The 22,181-nt window shown below is 72.8% G+C and carries 15 protein-coding genes; 8 read left to right on the top strand and 7 right to left on the bottom strand.

Annotation, left to right across the window (positions count from 1 at the left end):
• The coding region (locus ACZ6CZ_RS32810; protein ID WP_469028567.1) for a maltotransferase domain-containing protein at positions 1 to 782 on the bottom strand (782 nt) is incomplete at its 3' end.
• Positions 783 to 1,248: 466 nt separating this feature from the next.
• Between ACZ6CZ_RS32810 and ACZ6CZ_RS32815 the strand changes: the two genes are divergently transcribed.
• Positions 1,249 to 3,879 (top strand): glycosyltransferase family 1 protein, encoded by a 2,631-nt coding sequence (locus ACZ6CZ_RS32815; protein WP_469028569.1) that lies wholly within the window; start codon positions 1,249 to 1,251, stop codon positions 3,877 to 3,879.
• A gap of 42 nt (positions 3,880 to 3,921) precedes the next feature.
• Here ACZ6CZ_RS32815 and ACZ6CZ_RS32820 read toward each other — a convergent pair whose 3' ends face one another.
• The 6 genes from ACZ6CZ_RS32820 to glgX form a co-directional block, all read right to left on the bottom strand.
• Positions 3,922 to 4,443 carry a DUF1990 domain-containing protein gene (locus ACZ6CZ_RS32820; protein WP_469028573.1) on the bottom strand — a complete coding sequence of 174 codons (522 nt, stop codon included), beginning with the start codon at positions 4,441 to 4,443 and terminating at the stop codon, positions 3,922 to 3,924.
• Positions 4,444 to 4,523: 80 nt separating this feature from the next.
• On the bottom strand, positions 4,524 to 6,185 hold the full coding sequence (locus ACZ6CZ_RS32825) for a M4 family metallopeptidase (protein WP_469028575.1): 1,662 nt from the start codon (positions 6,183 to 6,185) through the stop codon (positions 4,524 to 4,526).
• A gap of 248 nt (positions 6,186 to 6,433) precedes the next feature.
• Positions 6,434 to 8,482: a M4 family metallopeptidase gene (locus tag ACZ6CZ_RS32830; protein WP_469028577.1), complete on the bottom strand. Its 2,049-nt coding sequence runs from the start codon at positions 8,480 to 8,482 to the stop codon at positions 6,434 to 6,436.
• A gap of 457 nt (positions 8,483 to 8,939) precedes the next feature.
• A complete protein-coding gene (locus tag ACZ6CZ_RS32835) occupies positions 8,940 to 10,814 on the bottom strand; it encodes an ABC transporter ATP-binding protein (RefSeq protein WP_469028580.1) in 1,875 nt (624 codons plus the stop codon).
• Positions 10,811 to 12,592, bottom strand: coding sequence for an ABC transporter ATP-binding protein (locus tag ACZ6CZ_RS32840; RefSeq protein WP_469028583.1), 1,782 nt, complete (start codon positions 12,590 to 12,592; stop codon positions 10,811 to 10,813). The genes ACZ6CZ_RS32835 and ACZ6CZ_RS32840 overlap by 4 nt, the downstream gene beginning before the upstream one ends.
• A gap of 176 nt (positions 12,593 to 12,768) precedes the next feature.
• Positions 12,769 to 15,015 carry a glycogen debranching protein GlgX gene (gene glgX, locus ACZ6CZ_RS32845; protein WP_469028585.1) on the bottom strand — a complete coding sequence of 749 codons (2,247 nt, stop codon included), beginning with the start codon at positions 15,013 to 15,015 and terminating at the stop codon, positions 12,769 to 12,771.
• A 178-nt stretch (positions 15,016 to 15,193) separates the two neighbouring features.
• Here glgX and ACZ6CZ_RS32850 point away from each other — a divergent pair, with 178 nt between their 5' ends.
• The 7 genes from ACZ6CZ_RS32850 to ACZ6CZ_RS32880 all read left to right on the top strand — a co-directional run bounded on the left by ACZ6CZ_RS32850 (position 15,194) and on the right by ACZ6CZ_RS32880 (position 22,092).
• Entirely contained in the window at positions 15,194 to 16,426 is a 1,233-nt protein-coding gene (locus ACZ6CZ_RS32850; protein WP_469028588.1) for a L,D-transpeptidase, read from the top strand.
• A 177-nt stretch (positions 16,427 to 16,603) separates the two neighbouring features.
• A complete protein-coding gene (locus ACZ6CZ_RS32855; protein ID WP_469028590.1) occupies positions 16,604 to 17,842 on the top strand; it encodes a L,D-transpeptidase in 1,239 nt (412 codons plus the stop codon).
• Between the two features lie 180 nt (positions 17,843 to 18,022).
• Positions 18,023 to 18,790 (top strand): enoyl-CoA hydratase/isomerase family protein, encoded by a 768-nt coding sequence (locus ACZ6CZ_RS32860; protein WP_469028592.1) that lies wholly within the window; start codon positions 18,023 to 18,025, stop codon positions 18,788 to 18,790.
• 171 nt (positions 18,791 to 18,961) lie between these two features.
• Positions 18,962 to 19,570, top strand: coding sequence for an ATP-binding protein (locus ACZ6CZ_RS32865; protein ID WP_469028595.1), 609 nt, complete (start codon positions 18,962 to 18,964; stop codon positions 19,568 to 19,570).
• A gap of 110 nt (positions 19,571 to 19,680) precedes the next feature.
• Positions 19,681 to 20,523: a polysaccharide deacetylase family protein gene (locus tag ACZ6CZ_RS32870; RefSeq protein WP_469028597.1), complete on the top strand. Its 843-nt coding sequence runs from the start codon at positions 19,681 to 19,683 to the stop codon at positions 20,521 to 20,523.
• A complete protein-coding gene (locus ACZ6CZ_RS32875) occupies positions 20,523 to 21,710 on the top strand; it encodes a YVTN family beta-propeller repeat protein (protein ID WP_469028600.1) in 1,188 nt (395 codons plus the stop codon). The genes ACZ6CZ_RS32870 and ACZ6CZ_RS32875 overlap by 1 nt, the downstream gene beginning before the upstream one ends.
• Positions 21,711 to 21,879: 169 nt before the next feature.
• Positions 21,880 to 22,092, top strand: a complete 213-nt coding sequence (locus tag ACZ6CZ_RS32880) for an EF-hand domain-containing protein (protein ID WP_469028602.1) — start codon at positions 21,880 to 21,882, stop codon at positions 22,090 to 22,092.
• Positions 22,093 to 22,181: the final 89 nt, after the last annotated feature.

The raw sequence follows: 22,181 nt of genomic DNA on the forward strand, positions 1-22,181 counted from the left end.
ACCAGCAGCGGCATCGGCTCCGACGACGTCACCAGCTCCCGCAGCGGAAACCGCGCCAGCACCTCCGCGACCTCCGGCGCCAGCGCAGCCGCGAGGCGCCAGGCGGCGGGGCGCTCCTCGTCGCGCAGGGCCGCCGCCGCGGCCAGCACCACGTCCCGCCCGTCCTGTTCGGGCACCCCGGCGGCCGCGCGCTCGTACAGCCGCGCGCCCTCCTCCAGGACCAGCCCGGTGTCGATGCCCGCCGGGATCTTGATCCCGGCGTGGTGCCGCCAGGTGCCGACCGGGTCGCTCCAGGCCTCCACCGCGTACGTCCACCGGCCGGGCTCGCCCGCGGCGACGGTGGCACCCCAGCGGTCGGTGCCCGGGGCCAGTTCGCGCATCGGCGTCCAGGGACCCGGGCGGCCCTCCGGGTCGCGCAGCACGACGTTGGCGGCGACGGCGTCGTGGCCCTCGCGGAAGACGGTGGCCGACACCTCGAACGCCTCGCCGGCCACCGCCTTGGCGGGCCTGCGCCCGTGCTGGACCACCGGCCGGACGTCGAGCACGGGTATGCGGCCGACGGCGGTGGCCCCCTCCGGCGCGGGGTGTTCGCGGGCGGGCGGTCCCGGGTCCACCGGGCGGCCCGCGGACGTCACGGCGGGGTCGGGCCCGGCGCCCTTGCGGGCCGCTGCGGGGTTCGCCCCGGCGGCCTTCCTGTTCTTCCTGCTGCCTGTCGCGCTCTGTGTCCTGCTGTTCGCCTTGTCGCTTGTCGGAGGGGCTGACGAGTGGTGCGTGGCGGGCATGACCGCTCCTGTCCGCGTCAAGTGGGTATGGGCGGATGGATGTGGGGAGGGGGTCCTGCGGGTGTGGCCGTGGTGCGCCTGCGGGCTGTACCGGAGGAGCCTTCCCACCCTATTCGGGTGGGCAATCCGGCACTGTGTTAACTACTCACCCGTACGCAGACGTACAAGTCGCGTATACGCCTGCGTAAGGACCGGCCCCGTCGGACGGCAACGGGGCCACAGGTGCGGGTGCCCCGCACCCGGCCCGCCACGCCCGCCGACGGGCCTGTGATCGCCACCACGTCCGGAACCGGACCCTGCCGCCGGACTCCCACGCCACCGGCCCGGCCGGCACCGGGAGTCCGCCGCACCGGGACCCCGTCATCCGGTACGTCCCCACCGACGCCGCGGTAACCACTACCGTCGTCACTGACGACGAGACACACAGCGCCGTGTGTCTCCACACGCAACGCGTCCGAGGTGGAATGTGAAGGCGATCCGTCGGTTCACCGTCCGTCCCGTTCTCCCCGAACCCCTCCGTCCGCTGAGCGACCTGGCGCGCAATCTGCGCTGGTCCTGGCATCCGCAGACGCGCGACCTGTTCCAGTCCGTGGACCCCGGCCACTGGGCCGCGGCCGGATGTGACCCGGTACGCCTGCTGGGCGGCGTCCGCGCCGAGCGGCTGGCCGAACTGGCCCGGGACCAGCCGTTCCTGAGCCGTCTCGCCTCGGCCGCCGAGGATCTCCACGACTACGTCACCGGCGACCGCTGGTACCAGGAGCAGGCGGCGGACCGGTCCGCCGCACTGCCCTCGGCGGTGGCCTACTTCTCACCCGAGTTCGGCATCACGGCCGCCCTGCCGCAGTACTCCGGCGGCCTCGGCATCCTGGCCGGCGACCATCTGAAGGCGGCCAGCGACCTCGGTGTGCCCCTGATCGGCGTCGGCCTGCTCTACCGGCACGGCTACTTCCGCCAGACCCTGTCCCGGGACGGCTGGCAGCAGGAGCACTACCCGGTGCTCGACCCCTACGAACTGCCCGTCACCCTGCTGAAGGAGAACGACGGGTCACCCGCCCAGGTCTCCCTCGCCCTGCCCGGCGGCCGCGCGCTGCACGCCCGCGTCTGGCTCGCCCAGGTCGGCCGGGTACCGCTGCTGATGCTGGACTCGGACGTGGAGGAGAACGACCTCGGCGAACGCGGGGTCACCGACCGGCTGTACGGCGGCGGCAGCGAGCACCGGCTGCTCCAGGAGATGCTGCTGGGCATAGGAGGGGTCCGGGCGGTGCGGACATACTGCCGGCTGACCGGGCACCCGGAGCCGGAGGTGTTCCACACCAACGAGGGGCACGCCGGGTTCCTCGGGCTGGAGCGGATCGCCGAGCTGTGCGACCAGGGGCTGGATTTCGACGCCGCTCTGGAGGCCGTGCGCGCCGGGACGGTGTTCACCACCCACACCCCCGTCCCGGCCGGGATCGACCGCTTCGACCGGGACCTGGTCGCCGGCCACTTCGGGCCCGACGCCGAACTGCCGCGCATCGACGTGGAACGCGTGCTGCGGCTGGGCAGGGAGACCTACCCGGGCGGTGAGCCCAACCTGTTCAACATGGCCGTGATGGGCCTGCGGCTCGCCCAGCGGGCCAACGGGGTGTCGCTGCTGCACGGCAAGGTCAGCCGGGAGATGTTCTCGGGACTGTGGCCGGGATTCGACCCCGAGGAGGTGCCGATCACCTCCGTGACCAACGGGGTGCACGCCCCGACCTGGGTCGCGCCGGAGGTGGTCCGGCTCGGCGCACGGCAGCTGGGCGACCGGCGCACCGAGGAGGCGCTGAGCACCGGCGGCTCCGACCGCTGGGAATCCGTCACCGGCATCCCGGACCAGGACATCTGGGAGCTGCGGCGCAGCCTGCGCGAGCAGCTGGTGGTGGAGGTGCGCGAGCGGCTGCGGGCCTCGTGGCGCCAGCGTGGCGCCGGCACCGCCGAGCTGGGCTGGATCGACGGTGTGCTCGACCCCGACGTGCTGACCATCGGGTTCGCGCGGCGGGTGCCGTCGTACAAGCGGCTCACGCTGATGCTGCGGGACCGCGACCGGCTGACGGAGCTGCTGCTGCACCCGGAGCGGCCGGTGCAGATCGTGGTCGCCGGCAAGGCGCACCCGGCGGACGACGGCGGCAAGCGGCTGGTGCAGGAGCTGGTGCGGTTCGCCGACGACCCGCGGGTGCGGCACCGGATCGTGTTCCTGCCGGACTACGGGATGGGGATGGCGCAGAAGCTGTACCCCGGCTGCGACATCTGGCTGAACAACCCGCTGCGGCCGCTGGAGGCCTGCGGCACCTCCGGGATGAAGGCCGCCCTCAACGGCTGTCTGAACCTCTCGGTGCTGGACGGCTGGTGGGACGAGTGGTTCCAGCCCGACTTCGGCTGGGCGATCCCCACGGCCGACGGCGACGGCACCGACCCCGACCACCGGGACGACATCGAGGCGGCCGCCCTCTACGACCTCCTCGAACAGCGGGTCACCCCCCGCTTCTACGAGCGCGGCCAGGGCGGACTGCCGGACCGCTGGATCGAGATGGTCCGCCAGACCCTCACCCAGCTCGGCCCCAAGGTGCTGGCCGGCCGGATGGTCCGCGAGTACGTCGAACGCCTCTACACGCCGGCCGCGCACGCCCACCGCGCGCTGGTCCCGGACACGGCCCGGGAACTGGCCGCCTGGAAGGCCCGGGTGCACGGGGCCTGGCACGCGGTGACCGTCGACCACGTCGAGACGACGGCGGCGACCGCCACCGCCGAGCTGGGCAGCACCGTGGGCCTGCGGGTCCGCGTCGCGCTGGGCGACCTCGGGCCCGACGACGTCGAGGTGCAGGCCGTCTCCGGCCGGGTCGACTCCGAGGACCGCATCACCGACGCCACCACGGTGGCGCTCAAGGCCGTGGGCAACCCCGACCTGGAGGGCCGCTGGCTCTACGAGGGCCCCCTCTGCCTCGACCGCACCGGCCCTTACGGCTACACGGTCCGCATCCTGCCCGCCCACCGGCTGCTGGCCTCGGGGGCGGAACTGGGCCTGGTGGCCGTGCCGCCGGAGGACCTGACGCAGGGGGCGGGGGTGCTGCTGCGCTGAGCACCCGGTGACCCGGGCCCGGCCGGAGCCGGGCGGCGCCCCTCAGGCGTCGTCCGGCCCGGCGCACAACCTGCGCAGCACCGCCCCGCAGCGCCGGGCGTACGCGTGCTGAAGGCCCCGGGTCGCCGCACCGCCCGCGCGGGAGTACCACTTGGCGGGGCGGCTGTAGGCGGCCACCGTGAGCCAGACGGTGCCGTCGCCGGTGCGGTCGACGACGAAGGCCTCCTCGCCGCACTCGGGGTGCCCGGGCAGGGTGCCGTAGGCCCAGCCGGCGCGGCGGGGCTGCTCGGTGCTCCACACCACCCGGCAGGGCGCCTTGATCAGCCCGGCCAGGGTGACGGTGACGTCGACGTCCGGGGCCGCGCGGCCGGCGCTCGCGTCGAGGCCGACACCCAGCGCCCGGTGCATCTCCCAGGTGAGGACCGCTTCGGCGGCCCGGCGGAACACCGCCTCGCCCTCGCCGACACGCGTGCGCACGTGCATGGGGTGGAAGCCGGGCGGGCAGGCCGTGAGGTCGTCGCGGGTCGCGCCGACCGGCTCGTACGTGAAGTGCGCCGAGGACATGGGTCACAAGGGTAGGGCGGTACCCGGGAGCGCACGCGCCCCGGGTACCGCCCTGGTGCCTGTCCCTTACCGCGGGGGCGTCAGCTGACGTTGACCGCCGTCCAGGCCGCCGCCACCGCCTTGTACTCGGCGCTGGTGGAGCCGTAGAGCGCCGACGCCGCGCTGAGCGTGCCGGTGCGGGCCGACTTGTAGTTCGTCGTCGACGTGAAGTACGTCGTCAGCGCCTTGTACCAGATCTGCAGCGCCTTGGCGCGGCCGATGCCGGTGACCGCGGCGCCGTTGTACGTCGGCGAGTTGTAGGACACGCCGTTGATCGTCTTGGCGCCGCTGCCCTCCGAGAGGAGGTAGAAGAAGTGGTTCGCGACGCCGGACGAGTAGTGGACGTCCTTGCTGCCGACGGACGAGGACCAGTAGTCCGCGGAGCCGCCGTCCTTGCTGGGCTTGTCCATGTAGCGCAGCGGGGTGCCGTCGCCGTTGATGTTGATCTTCTCGCCGATGAGGTAGTCGCCCTTGTCGGACGTGTTGTTCGCGTAGAACTCCACGCCGGTGCCGAAGATGTCGGACGTCGCCTCGTTCAGGCCCCCGGACTCACCGTTGTAGTTGAGGCCGGCGGTGTTGGAGGTGACGCCGTGGCTCATCTCGTGGCCGGCCACGTCCAGCGAGGTGAGCGGGTCGGCGTTGCCGGAGCCGTCGCCGTAGGTCATGCAGAAGCAGTTGTCGTCCCAGAAGGCGTTCACGTACGCGTTGCCGTAGTGGACGCGGGAGTAGGCGCCGACACCGTTGTTCTTGATGCCGTTGCGGCCGAAGGTGCTCTTGTAGAAGTCCCAGGTCTCCGCCGCACCGTAGGCGGCGTCGGCCGCAGCGGTCTGGTCGGAGGAGGAGGTGGACGCGGTACCGGTGCCGAAGACGTTGGTCGAGCTGGCCACCAGGGTGCCCGTGCCGGAGGTTTTGCGGGCCAGATTGTAGGTCTTGTGGTTGCCCCGCGCGCTATCGGTGAGCTGGTACGTCGATCCGGACTGCACGGAGTTGAGGGTGACCGTGCCGGAGTACAGCGTCTTGCCGGTGCCGGTGGCGTTCTCGATGCCCTGGTACTCGTAGAGCTTCTTGCCGGTGGCGGCGTCGGTGACGACGTGCAGCCGGCTGGGGGTGCCGTCGTCCTGGAGGCCGCCGACGACCGTCTCGTAGGCGAGGACGGGCTTGCCGGAGCCGGCCCAGATCACCTTGCGGGCGCCGTCCGCGGTGGACTTGGCGGAGCCCGCGGCGCGGGCGGCGGTCAGCGCCTGCTTCTCGGCCTTGGCCGCGGCGATCTGCGGCTTGAGCGAGGCCACCTTGATGGCCGACTTGTTTGCCCGGGTCACGCTCTTGGTCGTGCCCGCCGGGGAGGTGTGCACGACGAGGTCGCCGCCGAGCACCGGCAGGCCGGCGTAGGTGCGCTCGTAGCGGGTGTGCAGGGTGCCGTCGGCGTCCTTCACGACGTCCTTGACGACCAGCTTCTCCTTGGCGCCGAGGCCTATGGAGTCGGCCGTGGCGGCCGCGCCGTCCTGGGCCTGCCGGATCAGCGAGGTGCGGGCGGAGGCGGACAGCAGCGTGGGGGCGCCGGCCAGGGGCTTGGCCGCGGCGGCTCCGGCCGGGGTCTGCGCGGAGGCGCTGGTGGCGATGCCGGTGGAGAGCAGGGCTCCGGCTGCGACCGCGGTCGAGATGGCCAGGGCGGTGCGCTTGTGACGCGCGTAGAGGGGGCTCACGCAAGCTCCTTCTTGTGGGGAGTCCGGGCAGTGTGGGGTCGCTGACCGGAGGTGTGGGGTGGTGAAGTTGCTGTGCTGCGGCGGGTGAGAGGAAGACTGACACCAGGGCCGCGTACATGTCAGGACCCTGAAGTGATGTTGGCCGAAAAGTGGCTGTCCGGTAAATGTTGCGGCCGTGTGAACGGGTGCCGCCCGGGGGAGTCGGACCCCCCGGACGGCACCCTGGGACCACAGCCGCGCGAGGCGGTCTACGGGAACGTCAGCTTCCAGCTGTTGAGGGTGCCGACGTCCAGGGCCGCCTGGTCCTGGACCCTCAGTTGCCAGGTCCCGTTGGCCCTTTGCGCGGAGGCGTTGACCGTGTAGGTGGCCCGTACGTTGTCCGCGGAGTCGGACGAGCTGAAGTTCTTCAGCCGGTAGGAGGTGCCCGACGGGCCGACCAGATCGATCACCAGATCACCGCGCCAGGTGTGGGTGATGTCGACCGTCACCTGGAGGTTGCTTGGCGCGTTTTCGCTTGTGGGCCTGTTCGTGATGTTGATCTTGGAGGTGACGGCAGGCCCGTTGTCCGGTACCGACACGGGTGTGGTGTTCTCGTACGAGGTGCCGCCCCCGCCGCCGCCACCGGAGCGGGAGCCGACCGCGACGCCTGCCCAGGCGTCCTGCACCGCCTTGTACTCGGCGCTGGTGGTGCCGTACAGCTCACCCGCCGCCGCGAGGGTGCCGTTGCGGGCGCTCGCGTAGTTGGTGGTGGAGGTGAACTTGGTGCTCAGCGCCCGGTACCAGATCTGCAGCGCCTTGTCCCGGCCGATGCCGGTGACCGGGAGGCCGTCCGCGGTCGGCGAGTTGTAGCTGACGCCGTTGATCACCTTGGCGCCGCTGCCCTCGCTCAGCAGGTAGAAGAAGTGGTTCGCGACGCCGGACGAGTAGTGGACGTCCTTGCTGCCGACGGACGAGGACCAGTAGTCCGCGGAGCCGCCGTCCTTGCTGGGCTTGTCCATGTAGCGCAGCGGAGTGCCGTCGCCGTTGATGTCGATCTTCTCGCCGATGAGGTAGTCGCCGATGTCCGAGGCGTTGTTGGCCGCGAACTCCACGCCGGTGCCGAAGATGTCGGAGGTGGCCTCGTTCAGGCCGCCGGACTCACCGTTGTAGTTCAGCCCCGCGGTGGCGGCGGTGACGCCGTGGCTCATCTCGTGGCCGGCCACGTCCAGCGAGGTGAGCGGGTCGGCGTTGCCGGAGCCGTCGCCGTAGGTCATGCAGAAGCAGCTGTCGTCCCAGAAGGCGTTCACGTACGCGTTGCCGTAGTGGACGCGGGAGTAGGCGCCGACGCCGTTGTTCTTGATGCCGTTGCGGCCGAAGGTGTTCTTGTAGAAGTCCCACGTGACCGCGGCGCCGTAGTGCGCGTCCGCGCCCGCGGTGGCCGCGTTCGAGGTGGTGCCGTTGCCCCAGGTGTCGCTGGACTGGGAGAACAGCGTGCCGGTGCCCGAGGTGCCGTGGTTGAGGTTGTACGTCTTGTGACCGCCGCGCGCCCCGTCGGTCAGCGTGTACGTCGACCCCGACTGGGTCGTGGTCAGCGTCACCTGCCCGCTGTACTGGGTGTTGCCGACGCCGGTCTCGATGCCCTGGTACTCGTAGAGCTTCTTGCCGGTGGCGGCGTCGGTGACGACGTGCAGCTGGTTGGGGGTGCCGTCGTCCTGGAGGCCGCCGACGACCGTCTCGTAGGCGAGGACGGGCTTGCCGGAGCCGGCCCAGATCACCTTGCGCGCACCGTCCGCCGCGGGCCGGGCGGCGCCGAGCTTCCTGGCGCGCTCGACCGCCTGCGTCTCGGCGCTCTTGGCGCTCACGGCCGGGGTGAGGCGGGCGACGGCGATCGCGGCGTTCGTCGCCCTGACGACGTGCCGGGTGGCACCCGACCGGGCGGTGTCGACGACCAGGTCGCCGCCGAGCACCGGCAGGCCGGCGTAGGTGCGCTCGTAGCGGGTGTGCAGGGTGCCGTCGGCGTCCTTGACGACGTCCTTGACGACCAGCTTCTCCTTGGCGCCGAGGCCTATCGCGGCGGCGGTCGCGGCCTTGGCGGCGTCGCGGTCGCGCAGCAGCTCGGCGCGCTGCGAGGGGGTGAGCTTGACGGCCAGGTGGGCGGGGTTCGCCCCGCGGGCCGGGGACGGCGCCCCGGCCGGGGCGGCGGAGGCGGCGCCCGCCTGGACGGCGGCGGCGATCAGGGCGGTGACACCGGCCAGGGCGACGGCGGCGGTGCGGCGGTGCGTGTGGGGGGTGCGTCTGCGAGAGCTATCGCTTCTCAACACTGACTCCTATCGCATGGCCGCGGGTCGCGCGGCCAGGGGAGACCGGGCGGTGGGTTGGGCCGTCCGGGCAGAGCAGGGCGTTACGCGGAACCACGTGCGGGCCGGCTCGCGCGAGCGAGTGGAGCGGTGGAGCTGTGGGGTTGCTGTGAGTCGGCCGTGGGGAAGAGTGGCAGGGGATCACGGCACCTGTCAGGACCGCGTCAGAAACTTGGCCGGAAACGGTTCGTTGACCGGATGTTCATGTTCGGTATGCGGACCGTTCCACGGACGGTGAGACGCGGCGGAACGCGGCGGAACCGGGGCGGGGCGTGCCGGGCACGGCGGCGACGGGTGGCCGGAATCCGGCATCGCCGCCAGGACCACCCAGGCCGCCCCGACCGCCCCGACCGCACAGGCCGCGCAGACCGCCCAGCCCGCCCGCGACCGGCCCGGGCCGCCGGGAGCGGGCGCCCCCTCAGGCCAGGCTGTCCCGCCAGGCCCGGTGCAGGTCCGCGAAGCGGCCCGTGGCGGTGATGAGGTCGGCCGGCCGGCCGTCCTCGACGATCCGGCCGTGCTCCATCACCAGCACCCGGTCGGCGATCTCCACCGTCGACAGCCGGTGCGCGATCACCACGGCCGTACGGCCCCGCAGCACCGTCGACATGGCGCGCTGCACCGCCCGCTCACCGGGCACGTCCAGCGAGCTGGTCGCCTCGTCCAGGATCAGCACCGCCGGATCGGCGAGCAACGCCCGCGCGAACGCCACCAGCTGGCGCTGCCCGGCCGAGATGCGCCCGCCGCGCTTGCGCACGTCCGTGTCGTAGCCGTCCGGCAGGGCGCTGATGAACTCGTGGGCGCCGATGGCCTTCGCGGCCCGCTCGATCTCCTCCCGGGTGGCCTCCGGGCGCCCGATGGCGATGTTCTCCGCGACCGTGCCGGAGAACAGGAACGCCTCCTGCGTCACCATGACCACCCCGTGCCGCAGTTCGGCCAGGGACAGCTCGCGCAGGTCGACGCCGTCCAGCAGGACCCGGCCGTCGGAGGGGTCGTAGAAGCGGGCGAGCAGCTTGGCCAGCGTGGACTTGCCCGCGCCCGTCGAGCCGACGACCGCGACCGTCTGCCCGGCCGGCAGGGTGAGGTCGAAGCGGGGCAGCACCTCGCCGCCGGTGCGGTAGGCGAAGCGGACGCCGTCGAAGACGACCTCGCGGCCGGGGTGCTCACCGCGCGAGGGAGGCAGCTCCCGGGGCGCGGACGGCTCCGGCACCGACGGCGTCTGGGCCAGCAGACCGGCGATCTTCTCCAGCGAGGCGGCCGCCGACTGGTAGGAGTTGAGGAACATGCCCAGCCGGTCGATGGGGTCGTACAGCCGGCGCAGGTACAGCACGGCCGCCGCCAGCACGCCCAGCTCCAGCGAACCGCCCGCCACCCGCCGGGCCCCCCACAGCACGATCACCGCGACCGCCGTGTTGGCCACCAGCCGGGAGGCGACGACATAGCGGGCCATCTCCAGCAGCGCGTCGCCGTTGCTGCGCTCGTGGCGCCGGTTGAGGACCCGGAACCCGGCGTCGTTGGCCTCCTCGCGGCGGAAGGCGCGCACCGGCCGGATGCCGTTCATCGTCTCCACGAACTTCACGATCACCGCCGCGATCGCCGTCGACCGCGCCGCGTACACCCGCCCCGCCCGCCGCCGGTAGAGCCGCACCAGCAGGTACAGCGGACCGAAGGAGGCCACCGCCACCGCCCCGAGCCCCAGATCCAGCCAGAGCAGCATGGCCGAGATGTAGAGGAAGGACAGGACGACCGTCACCAGCTCCTGCAGCCCCTCGTCGAGCAGTTCGCGCAGCGACTCGACGTCGGTGGTGGAGCGGGAGATCAGCCGCCCCGAGGTGTAGCGCTCGTGGAAGTCGACGCTGAGAGCCTGCGCGTGCCGGAAGATCCGGCCCCGCAGATCCAGCAGCACGTCCTGGTTGACCCGGGCGGAGGCCTCGATGAAGGCGAACTGCAACGCCCCCGAGGCCAGCGCGCACAGCAGGTAGCCGGCGCCGACCGCGAGCAGCGGGCCGCGGTCGTGGTCCCGGAACGCCGGTACGGCACGGTCGATGGCGTAGGCCACCAGCAGCGGACCCGCCTGCACCGCCGCCTGCTGGAGCAGCAGCAGGAGCGTGGTGAACGCGACCCGGGCCCGCAGCGGGGCGAGCAGCGAGCGCAGCAGGGCGCCGGTCGCGCCGGGCGGGGTGGGCAGGACGTCACGGTCGAACGGGTCGCCGTGGCCGCCGGCGGTCTGCGGCGGGGGGAGCGCGTCGTCGTCCTGGCCGGAACCGGTGACCTGCGTGGTGGGGGCGGCGGTCATCGTGCGGGCTCCTCCTCGCCGGACATCAGATGGGCGTACTCGGCGCTGGTGCGCAGCAGTTCCTGGTGGGTGCCGACCGCCGCGATCCGGCCGCCCGACAGCAGGGCGACCCGGTCGGCGAGCAGCACCGTGGACGGCCGGTGGGCCACGATCAGCGCGGTGGTGCCGGCCAGGACCCGCCGCAGCGCGGCCTCCACGGCGGCCTCGGTGTGCACGTCCAGCGCGGACAGCGGATCGTCCAGGATGAGGAAGCGCGGCTCACCGACCACGGCCCGGGCCAGCGCCAGCCGCTGCCGTTGCCCGCCGGACAGGCTCAGCCCCTGCTCGCCGACCTGGGTGTCGGCGCCCTGCGGCAGCCCGTGCACGAAACCGGCCTGGGCGATGGCCAGCGCCCGCTCCAGCTCCGGGCGCCCGGCGCCGTCCCCGGCGCCCATGAGCACGTTCTCGCCGACGCTCGCCGAGAACAGGGTGGGCTCCTCGAAGGCGACGGCGACCTCGGCCCGCAGCCGTGCGCGGGGCATCGTGGTGATGTCCGTGCCGTCCAGGGTGATCCGCCCGGAGGTGACGTCGTACAGGCGCGGCACGAGCGCGGTGAGGGTGGTCTTCCCGCTGCCGGTGGCGCCGACCAGGGCCATGGACTCGCCGGGGCGGATGTGCAGGTCGACACCGTCGAGGACCGGGGGCGAGTCCGGGTCGGCGTCGGGGAAGCGGAAGGCGACCCGCTCGAAGCGGATGCCGCCGTCGTTCCCGGCCGTGCGTACGGCCGCGTGGCCGTCCTCGCTCTCCGGTTCCTCGTCCATCACCTCGAAGTACCGCTCGGTCGCCGTCGCGGCCTCCTGGCTCATGGCCAGCAGGAACCCGATCGACTCCACCGGCCAGCGCAGGGCGAGCGCCGTCGACAGGAAGGCCACCAGGGTGCCGGCGGACAGCTCGCCGTCGGCGACCTGTACGGCGCCCACCACCAGCGCCGCGCCGATGGCCGTCTCCGGCAGGGCGACGATGACCGCCCAGATCGTCGCCAGCAGCCGCGCCTTGCGCAGTTCCGTGCCGCGCAGCCGCTTCGACAGCTCCCGGAACGCCCGCGCCTGGCTGCGGTGCCGGCCGAAGCCCTTGATGATCCGGATGCCGAGCACGCTCTCCTCGACCACGGTCGTCAGATCGCCGACCTGGTCCTGGGCGCGCCGCGCCGCCTCGGAGTAGCGCCGCTCGAACAGCGCGCAGGTCACCATCACGGGCACGGCGGGCCCCAGGACGACCAGCCCCAGCACCCAGTCCTGCATCAGCATGATCATCACGCCGACCAGGATCGTCACCGCGTTGACCAGCAGGAAGGTCAGCGGGAAGGCCAGGAACATGCGCAGCAGCATCAGGTCGGTGGTGGCCCGGGAGAGCAGCTGGCCCGACGCCCACCGGTCGTGGAAGGCCACCGGCAGCCGTTGCAGACGCCGGTACAGGGCCGCCCGCATCTCCGCCTCGACGTGCGACAGCGGGCGGGCCACCAGCCACCGCCGCAGCCCGAACAGCAGCGCCTCGGTGAGGCCGAGCAGCAGCAGGTACAGCGCCCCGAGCCACACCCCGCGCGGGTCCCGGTCGGCCACCGGCCCGTCCACCATCCACTTCAGCACCAGCGGGATCACCAGCCCCGTGCAGGAGGCGACGACCGCGACGCACGCGGCGCTGGTCAGCCGCCCCCGCACGGGCCGCACGTACGGCCACAGGCGCAGCAGGCTGCGTACGGCGGAACGGTCCTCGGCGGTGGTGGCACGTGTCGTGGGCATCACCGCGAGCCTACGGACCCGCTCCGCCGCCGCCCACCGAGTTTTGGCCGGACCGGGCTCCCCCTTCGGTCCTACGACCGACGGCCGGGACCGGCACCCGGCGCGGCCGGCGGGACCCGCCTCCCGCGCAGGTCACGTCCGGTCCCACCCGCCTCCCGGCCCGGCCGCCTCCGGTCTCACCCCACCCGCAGCAGCAGCACGGACCGGCCCGGCACCGTGATCCGCGCGCCCGCCGGGTGCACCACGCCCGGCGCCTCCCGCTGGTCCTCCCGGGAGGTGTCCACCAGGACCTCGTAGCTCTCCGCCCACGGCGGTCCCGGCAGGACGACCGTCTCCGGCCGGTCGCCCGCGTGCAGGACCGTCAGGAAGCTGTCGTCGACGACCGGCACGCCCCGCTCGTCCCGGCCGGGTATGTCACGCCCGGAGAGGTACATGCCGAGGGTGGCGGCCGGTGCGTACCAGTCCCCCTCGGTCATCTCCCGGCCCTCCGCCGTGAACCAGGCGAGGTCGCGCAGCCCGTCCGCCGAATGGGCGCGGCCGGAGAAGAAGGCGCGCCGGCGCAGCACCGGGTGACGGTGGCGCAGGGCGATCAGCCGGGAGGTCAGGTCGAACAGCGGGCGCCACGCCGGGTCGTCCAGCAGCGACCAGTCCAGCCAGCTGATCTCGTTGTCCTGGCAGTAGGCGTTGTTGTTCCCGCGCTGGGTGCGGCCCAGCTCGTCACCGGCGACGAGCATCGGCACACCGGTGGACAGCAGCAGCGTGGTCAGCAGGTTGCGCAGCTGGCGGCGGCGCAGCGCCCGGACGTCCCCGTCGTCCGTCTCCCCTTCCGCGCCGCAGTTCCAGGCGCGGTTGTCGTCGGTGCCGTCCCGGTTGTTCTCGCCGTTGGCCTCGTTGTGCTTGCCCTGGTACGACACCAGGTCGCGCAGGGTGAGACCGTCGTGCGCGGTGACGAAGTTGACCGAGGCGTACGGCCGGCGGCCGCCCCAGGCGTACAGGTCGCTGGAGCCGGACAGGCGGTAGCCGAGGTCGCGCACGTCGGGCAGGGCACCGCGCCAGAAGTCCCGGACGGCGCCCCGGTAGCGGTCGTTCCACTCCGTCCACAGGGGCGGGAAGGCGCCGACCTGGTAGCCGCCGGAGCCGACGTCCCACGGCTCGGCGATCAGCTTCACCCGGCGCAGCACCGGGTCCTGGGCGATCACCGCGAGGAACGGGGAGAGCATGTCCACGTCGTGCATCGAGCGGGCCAGCGCCGCCGCCAGGTCGAAGCGGAAGCCGTCCACGCCCATCTCGGTCACCCAGTACCGCAGCGAGTCCGTGATCAGGCGCAGCACCTGCGGCTGGACCACGTGCAGGGTGTTGCCGCAGCCGGTGTAGTCGGCGTAGCGGCGGGCGTCGTGCTGCAACCGGTAGTAGCCGCGGTTGTCGATGCCCTTCAGCGACAGCGTCGGACCCAGCTCGCCGGCCTCCGCGGTGTGGTTGTAGACCACGTCCAGGATGACCTCGATGCCGGCCGCGTGCAGCGCGCGCACCATCCGCTTGAACTCGCCGACCTGCTGTCCCCGCGTACCGGAGGCGGCGTAGGCGGCGTGCGGGGCGAAGTAGCCGATGGAGTTGTAGCCCCAGTAGTTCTTCAGGCCGCGGCGCAGCAGGTGGTCCTCGTGCGCGAACTGATGCACGGGCAGCAGTTCGACGGCCGTGACGCCCAGCCGGACCAGGTGCTCCACGGCCGCCGGGTGGGCCAGCCCCGCGTAGGTGCCGCGCAGTTCCTCGGGGATGCCGGGGTGCAGCCGGGTGAAGCCGCGCACGTGCAGCTCGTAGATGACCGAGTCCGCCCACGGCGTCTTCGGGCGGCGGTCGTCCGCCCAGTCGTCGTCGTCGTGCACGACGACGCCCTTGGGCACGTACGGGGCGGAGTCGCGGTCGTCGCGCACGGTGTCGGCGACCTGCTGGTCCGGCCAGTCCCGCACGTGCCCGTACACCTCCGGCGGCAGCCCGAACTCCCCGTCCACCGCGCGCGCGTACGGGTCGAGCAGCAGCTTCGCCGGGTTCCAGCGGGCGCCCGTCCACGGGTCCCAGCGGCCCTCCACCCGGTAGCCGTAGCGCTGCCCGGGCCGCACGCCCGGCACGAAACCGTGCCAGATCTCGTGCGTCAGCTCGGTCAGCGGCACCCGCGTCTCGCGGCCCCGCTCGTCGAAGAGGCACAGCCGCACCGCCTCGGCCCCGCCCGCCCACAGGGCGAAGTTGGTGCCCGCGACCCCGTCCGGACCCACCCGGAACCGCGCCCCCAGCGGGGTCGGCGCTCCCGGCCACACCGGTGGCGCGGGCGGCGTGGGCCGGCGGGTGCCGCTCCTCACGGCTGCCGGGTGCCCGCTCCCGGCGGTCCCCTCCTCGGCCACTGCCCGCTGCTCGGCTGCGCTCGTCACGTGTCGGCCCCTTTTTTAGTGGCTCCTCGGCCTGCGGGGCGCAACCGCCCGGCAGGGATGCGCCCCGGCGGCTCTCACGGGCGCGGCGGCTCCCCAACGCGTCGTCCTCCCCACTGTTCTGCCCAGCGCTAGGGTCGCACTCACGTTTCCCCGGGGTGGGCCGGTCGTTGAACCGCTCGTGAGGCATGGACAACGGCGCGTACGACGCGCGGGGGCCGCTCTGGCGGCGGTACTGACATGGGCGGCACTGCTGGCCGGAGCCGCCGGCTGCTCCTCGGGCGGCCCGGGCGGGCTCGGCATCGGCGGGGCCCTGGGCAGACCCCCCTCGCCCGAGGACGTCATCCGGGTCGCCCCCGACGACGGCAGCAGGGGCGTGCGTCCGCAGGAGCGGCTGCGGGTGCGGGTGCCCGGCGGCCGCCTGGAGTCGGTGAAGGTGGTCAGGTCCCAGGACGCCCAGGAGTCCGCGGTCCCGGGCCGGATCAGCGCCGACGGCCTGAGCTGGGAACCGGACGAGCGGCGGCTGGCGCTCGCCGCCAGGTACACGGTCGACGCGGTGGCCCTGGACGCCCACGGCCGCCGCTGCGCGCGGCACACCACCTTCACCACCTACGTCCCCGACGAGCGGTTCATCGGGTACGTCACTCCCGAGAACCGTGCCACCGTGGGCACCGGGATGATCGTGTCCCTGGACTTCAGCCGGGAGATCACCCACCGCGCCGCCGTCGAACGCGCGGTGCGCGTCACCGCCTCGCCCCCGGTGGAGATCCGCCCGCACTGGTTCGGCGCCTCCCGGCTGGACTTCCGCCCCGAGCACTACTGGAAACCCGGCACCGAGGTCACCGTCGACCTGCGGCTGCGGGACGTCGAGGGGGCGCCCGGCGTCTACGGCCTGCAGTACAAGTCGTTCGCCTTCACCGTCGGCCGCAGCCAGGTCTCCCTGGTCGACGCCGCCCGGCACACCATGGAGGTCCGGCGCGACGGCGAACTGCTCGCCACCGTGCCGATCACCGCGGGCGCCCCCAAGACCACCACCTACAACGGGAAGATGGTGGTGATGGAGATGCACGAGGTCACCCGCATGAACAGCCGCACGGTCGGCTTCGGCGGCGAGTACGACATCCCCGACGTCCCGCACGCCATGAAGCTGACCAGTTCCGGCACCTTCCTGCACGGCAACTACTGGTCGCCCGACTCTCCCGGCCGGGTCAACGTCAGCCACGGCTGCGTCGGCCTCAGGGACGTCAAGGGCGGCAGCTCGGACACGCCCGCCGGCTGGTTCTTCGACCGGACCCTGATCGGGGACGTCGTGGAGGTCAGGAACAGCAAGGACAAAACGGTCGCCCCCGACAACGGTCTCGGCGGGTGGAACATGGGCTGGAAGCAGTGGAAAGCGGGCAGCGCGGCCGAATGAGCAGGTGAGAGCGGTCCATTGGGCCCGTTCCGGGCGTCCGGCGCCCTGATCGACTTGGGACGGAACGGTGACCTTCGGCTGACACGATGCCTCGAACCCGGCAGTTAATATGCGCCGATGCGCGCGTGGGACGCGCCGGGGTGCCGAGCCCGACGGGCTCGGCGAGGGGAGAGCAACGTGAACGTGCGGCCGATATCGGGGGCGTCGGTGGGGCGGGGCCGTAAGGGGCTGGTGCTGATGGCGGGCGCCCTGCTCATGGCGGTCACCGCCTGCGGCGGAGGCGGCTCCGACACGGAGTCCGGTGCCGACTCCGGCCAGGGCAAGGACAAGGGCGCCTCGGCGGCGCGGGACAAGCAGTCCACGGCCGCCGTCAGCATCTCGCCCAAGTCCGGCTCCACCGGCGTGGACACCAGCGGCGTGCTCAAGGTCGGCGTCACCGGCGGCAAGCTCACCGCCGTCGAGGTCAAGGACGCCAAGGGCACGAAGATCGACGGCACGATCACCGGCGGGGGCGCCGCCTGGCGGCCCGCCACCCATCTGGCCGCCGCCACCAGGTACACGGTGCACGCGGTGGCCAAGGACTCCCAGGGCCGCGAGGCCGCCGAGGACTCCAGCTTCACCACCCTGACGCCGCAGAACACCTTCGTCGGCACCTTCACCCCCGAGGACGGCTCGACCGTCGGCGTCGGCATGCCGTTCTCCATACGCTTCACCCGGGGCATCACCAGCTCGGACGCGGTGAAGAAGGCCGTGCGCATCACGACCGAGCCGGCCGTCGACGTCGAGGGGCACTGGTTCGGCAACGACCGCTTGGACTTCCGCCCCGAGACGTACTGGAAGGAAGGCACCAAGGTCACCGTCGACCTCGACCTGGACGGCGTCGAGGGCCGCGACGGCGTCTACGGCAAGCAGCACAAGACCGTGAAGTTCACCATCGGCCGCAACCAGGTGTCCGTCGTGGACGCCAAGAAGCACACCATGAAGGTCACCCAGGACGGCAAGGTCGTCAAGACCCTCCCGGTCACCACCGGCAAGCCCGGCTACGACACCTGGAACGGCCAGATGGTCATGAGCGAGAAGCTCACCGTCACCCGGATGAACGGCGAGACGGTCGGCTACGGCGGCGAGTACGACATCAAGGACGTCCCGCACGCCGTCCGCCTGACCGACTCCGGCACCTTCATGCACGGCAACTACTGGGGCGGCGACGCGTTCGGCAACTACAACGCCAGCCACGGCTGCGTGGGCCTGCGCGACGTGCGCGGCGGCTACGACAGTTCCGTCCCGGCCGCCTGGATGTTCAACCACTCCATGATCGGTGACGTGGTGGTCGTGAAGAACTCCCACGACCGCACGGTGGCCCCGGACAACGGCCTCAACGGCTGGAACATGTCGTGGGCGGACTGGACGAAGTGACCCCCGCCCGACCCACCGGGCCCGTCGCCGCGAACCGCGGCGCCGGGCCCGTCGTCGTCCGGCGACGTGAGGCGACCGTCAGCGTGCTGCGCCTGCCCGGGGAGCGACCCCCGGACCCCCGGCCGGATGTGACCGACCGCACCGCCCCCGCGCGCGTTAGTCAGCGTTAACCTGCTGCGCATGACCGTGAATCTCGAAGTCGCCGACGGCGTCGGCACGCTGCGCCTGGACCGTCCGCCGATGAACGCGCTGGACGTCGCCACGCAGGACCGGCTCAAGGAACTCGCCGAGGAGGCCACGCGCCGCGAGGACGTGCGCGCCGTGGTGATCTACGGCGGGGAGAAGGTGTTCGCGGCGGGCGCGGACATCAAGGAGATGCAGGCGATGGACCACGCCGCGATGATCGTGCGCGCCCGCGCCCTGCAGGACTCCTTCACCGCCGTGGCCCGCATCCCGAAGCCGGTCGTCGCCGCGATCACCGGCTACGCGCTCGGCGGCGGCTGCGAGCTGGCCCTGTGCGCCGACTACCGCATCGCCGGCGACAACGCCAAGCTCGGCCAGCCCGAGATCCTGCTCGGCCTGATCCCCGGCGCCGGCGGTACCCAGCGGCTGCCCCGGCTGGTCGGTCCCGCCAAGGCGAAGGACCTCATCTTCACCGGCCGCCAGGTACGGGCCGACGAGGCGCTCGCCATCGGCCTGGTGGACCGGGTCGTGCCCGCCGCCGAGGTCTACGCCGAGGCGCACGCCTGGGCCGCCAGGCTCGCGCAGGGGCCGGCGATCGCGCTGCGGGCGGCGAAGGAGGCCGTCGACACCGGGATCGAGACGGACCTGGAGACCGGACTCGCCGTCGAACGCAACTGGTTCGCCGGTCTGTTCGCCACCGAGGACCGCGAGCGGGGCATGCGCAGCTTCATCGAGGAGGGACCCGGCAAGGCCAGGTTCCGGTAGCGGCGATCCCTTCGAGGGCTTGCCGTTGACGCGCCGTCTCATCCCGTGTCCCCCGATGGGGCGGTTCGTGGCGGCCTTGACCCGCCCTTGGCCCGCCGCGCCCGGGAGGGCGGGAGCTTGCCGCCGGGCGGGCCGTCGTCGCAGTTCAGCCGGGCCGCCGGGCGGTCCGGCATGACGACGGCATATGCCGGGCGCAAGGAGTACCGCGGGAGCGCACAGGGGGCGTATTCCCGAGGAACGGCCCCGGAGGCCGTGCGGGGCCGCCATGATGGGGGCATGGCGGGGCTGGAGGGCATCGAACAGCCGCGGGGACACAGCCGTGCGGCCGCGGCGCGCTGGTCGCCCGCGGTCGAGGACGAACGGGCCCTGAAGGCACTGGAGTTGTTCGGCAACCCCACCGAGGCGGAGGTGCCGCTGCCGTCGCGGCCGGAGTCCGCCGCCACCGCCCGCCGGCTCGCCCAGGTCGTCGTGCTGCGGCAGTGGGCGCTGTCGGCCAAGATGACCGAGGACGTGGTCCTGCTCGTCTCCGAACTCGTCGGCAACGCCGTACGGCACACCGGAGCCCGGGTGTTCGGGCTCCGGATGCGCCGCCGCCGGGGCTGGGTCCGCGTCGAGGTCCGCGACCCCTCGCGCGGGCTGCCCTGCCTGATGCCGGTGCAGGAGACGGACGTCAGCGGCCGCGGGCTGTTCCTGGTGGACAAGCTGTCCGACCGGTGGGGCGTGGACCTGCTGCCGCGCGGCAAGACCACCTGGTTCGAGATGCGGGTCGCCGACCGCTGACGCGGGGCCGGCCGGCCTGCTCGGGACGCGCGGCGCGACGGCAGCGGCCGCGACCCGTAAAAGTCCCTCGAATGGTGCAATCGGCGGTTTTTCCGCTGACCACGCCTTAAATGGTGCGAGTGACCACGACCAACCGACGCGGGGTGCTCCGCGCGGGCGCCGGACTCGTGGCCGGAGGCACCCTCGCCGCCGGTTGCGGCGACACCGGCGCCGCGTCGCGACCCGCCCAGCCCGCCGAGCCGTCCACGGCAGCCGAGTCCGCCGCCGGCTCCGCCGCCGCGTCCGCCCGTACGGCCGGCCACCCGGCGGCCGCCACCCCCCGGGCGGCACCCGCGCCGCGCGCCTTCCCGGGGCAGCCCGCCCTGATCACCCACGGCCCGCGCACCCGCCCCCGGGTCGCCCTCACCTTCCACGGCCAGGGCGACCCCGCGCTCGCCCGCTCCCTGCTCACCGAGGCCGAGCAGCGCGGCGCCCGCCTGACCGTGCTCGCCGTCGGCACCTGGCTGGACGCGTATCCGGACCTCGCCCGGCGCATCCTGGACGGCGGCCACGACCTGGGCAACCACACCCAGCGGCACGCCGCCGTCAACGCCATGTCCGAGCCGGACGCCCGCGCCGAGATCACCGAGTGCGCGCTGCTGCTGCGGCGGCTCACCGGCTCCATCGGCACCTGGTTCCGCCCGTCCCGTTCGGCGGACGCCTCCCCGCTCGTCACCCGGCTGGCCCACGCCGCGGGCTATCCGCACGTGCTGTCGTACGACGTCGACTCCCTCGACTACACCCGGCCCGGCGCCCCGGCCGTCACCCGCAAGATCCTCGCCGAGGTGCGCGGCGGATCGGTCGTCAGCCTGCACTGCGGCTATCCGGACACGGTCGCCGCCCTGCCCGCCGTACTCCAAGAACTCGACCGCCGCGGACTGCGCGCGGTCACCACCACGGAGCTGCTGAGCTGATGCAACCCACCAAAGCCGTCCGCCTGCTGGCCGCCGGTGCCGCCCTCGCCGCCCTGACGCTGATGTCCGCGTGCGGCACCGGGGAACGGCACCACGAGGACGAGGCCCTCGGCAGCACGGCGCCCGTCCAGCCGCAGCGCGCCAAGCCGCGGGTCGACGTGCTGCCCGGGATGCCCCCGGTGCTCGACCCGGGCGACGTCTACTCCGCCGACCGCCCCCACCAGCTCTCCCCGGTGGTGCGGGACTTCCCCTCCCGGGTGTACGTGCCCAACACCAACTCCAACACCGTCACCGTCATCGACCCCGCGACCTACCGGGTCCTGGAGACCATCCCGGTCGGCTGGCAGCCGCAGCACGTGGTGCCGTCCTGGGACCTGAAGACCCTGTGGGTCAACAACGACCGGGGCAACAGCCTCACCCCGATCGACCCCCGCACCGGCAGGGCGGGCGCGCCGGTCGACGTGCACGACCCGTACAACCTCTACTTCACGCCCGACGGCAAGTACGCGGTCGTCATGGCCTCCATGGACCGCCGGCTGGTCTTCCGCGACGCCCACACCATGAAGACGGTGAAGGAGGTCCCCGTCAGCTGCTACGGCGTCAACCACGCCGACTTCTCCGTGGACGGCCGGTACTTCATCGTCTCCTGCGAGTTCAGCGGCGAGCTGCTGAAGGTCGACACCGCGCGGATGAAGGTCGTCGAGCAGCGCACCCTGCCGCTGCACGGGGCGATGCCGCAGGACGTCAAGATCTCGCCGGACGGCAAGCGGTTCTACATCGCCGACATGATGGCCGACGGGGTGTGGGTGCTGAACGGCGACACCTTCGCCAAGCCCTCTTTCCTGCCCACCGGCAAGGGCGCCCACGGGCTCTACGTCAGCCGCGACTCCCGTGAGATGTACATCTCCAACCGCGGCGAGGGTTCCGTCTCCGTGTTCGACTTCGCCCGGAACCGGCTCACCAAGAAGTGGCGGCTGCCCGGCGGCGGCAGCCCCGACATGGGCGGGGTCTCCTCGGACGGCAAGGTGCTGTGGCTGTCCGGCCGCTACAACTCCGAGGTCTACGCCATCGACACCCGCACCGGCGCCGAACTGGCCCGGATCAAGGTGGGCAGCGGCCCGCACGGCCTCGCCGTCTACCCGCAGCCCGGCCGCTACTCACTGGGCCACACCGGCATCTTCCGCTGACCCGCCCGGCCCGCCCGCCCAGCCCTCCCGCCCTGCGCGAGGACCGCCCCGTCCCGCGCGGGTCCGCCCGGCCGGTGGTCGCCGCACCGGCCGTCCGGGCGGCCCGTTACCCTGACCTGCGTCAGTACGACGGCAAGACAGAGCACACGCGACACAAAGGGGCGGATCGGTGGCGGACATCGAGGAAGCACGCAAGGAGTTCCAGCGGATAGACGCGGACGGCGACGGGTACATCACCGCCGCCGAGTTCAAGTCCGCCCTGGCGCAGGGGGGTGACTGGAACGTCACCGAGGCGGTGGCCGAGGCCATCATCCGGACCCGCGACCTCGACGGCGACAAGCTGCTGTCGTTCGACGAGTTCTGGGTGCACCTGAACAAGTGACGCCGGCGAAGGGGGCGCCTCTCCGTGCGGAGGGGCGCCCCCTTCGGCGTCCCCGTCCCCGTCTCCGTCACCGTCCCCGTCCCCGTCAC

Source organism: Streptomyces sp. NPDC041135 (assembly GCF_055592085.1).

Bases quoted from the DNA above. Each gene is read 5' to 3' on its own strand.
- ACZ6CZ_RS32820 (WP_469028573.1), bottom strand. From the start codon at position 4,443: ATGTCCTCGGCGCACTTCACGTACGAGCCGGTCGGCGCGACCCGCGAC.
- ACZ6CZ_RS32835 (WP_469028580.1), bottom strand. From the start codon at position 10,814: ATGACCGCCGCCCCCACCACGCAGGTCACCGGTTCCGGCCAGGACGAC.
- ACZ6CZ_RS32840 (WP_469028583.1), bottom strand. From the start codon at position 12,592: ATGCCCACGACACGTGCCACCACCGCCGAGGACCGTTCCGCCGTACGC.
- ACZ6CZ_RS32860 (WP_469028592.1), top strand. From the start codon at position 18,023: ATGACCGTGAATCTCGAAGTCGCCGACGGCGTCGGCACGCTGCGCCTG.
- ACZ6CZ_RS32865 (WP_469028595.1), top strand. From the start codon at position 18,962: ATGACGACGGCATATGCCGGGCGCAAGGAGTACCGCGGGAGCGCACAG.
- ACZ6CZ_RS32870 (WP_469028597.1), top strand. From the start codon at position 19,681: ATGGTGCGAGTGACCACGACCAACCGACGCGGGGTGCTCCGCGCGGGC.
- ACZ6CZ_RS32875 (WP_469028600.1), top strand. From the start codon at position 20,523: ATGCAACCCACCAAAGCCGTCCGCCTGCTGGCCGCCGGTGCCGCCCTC.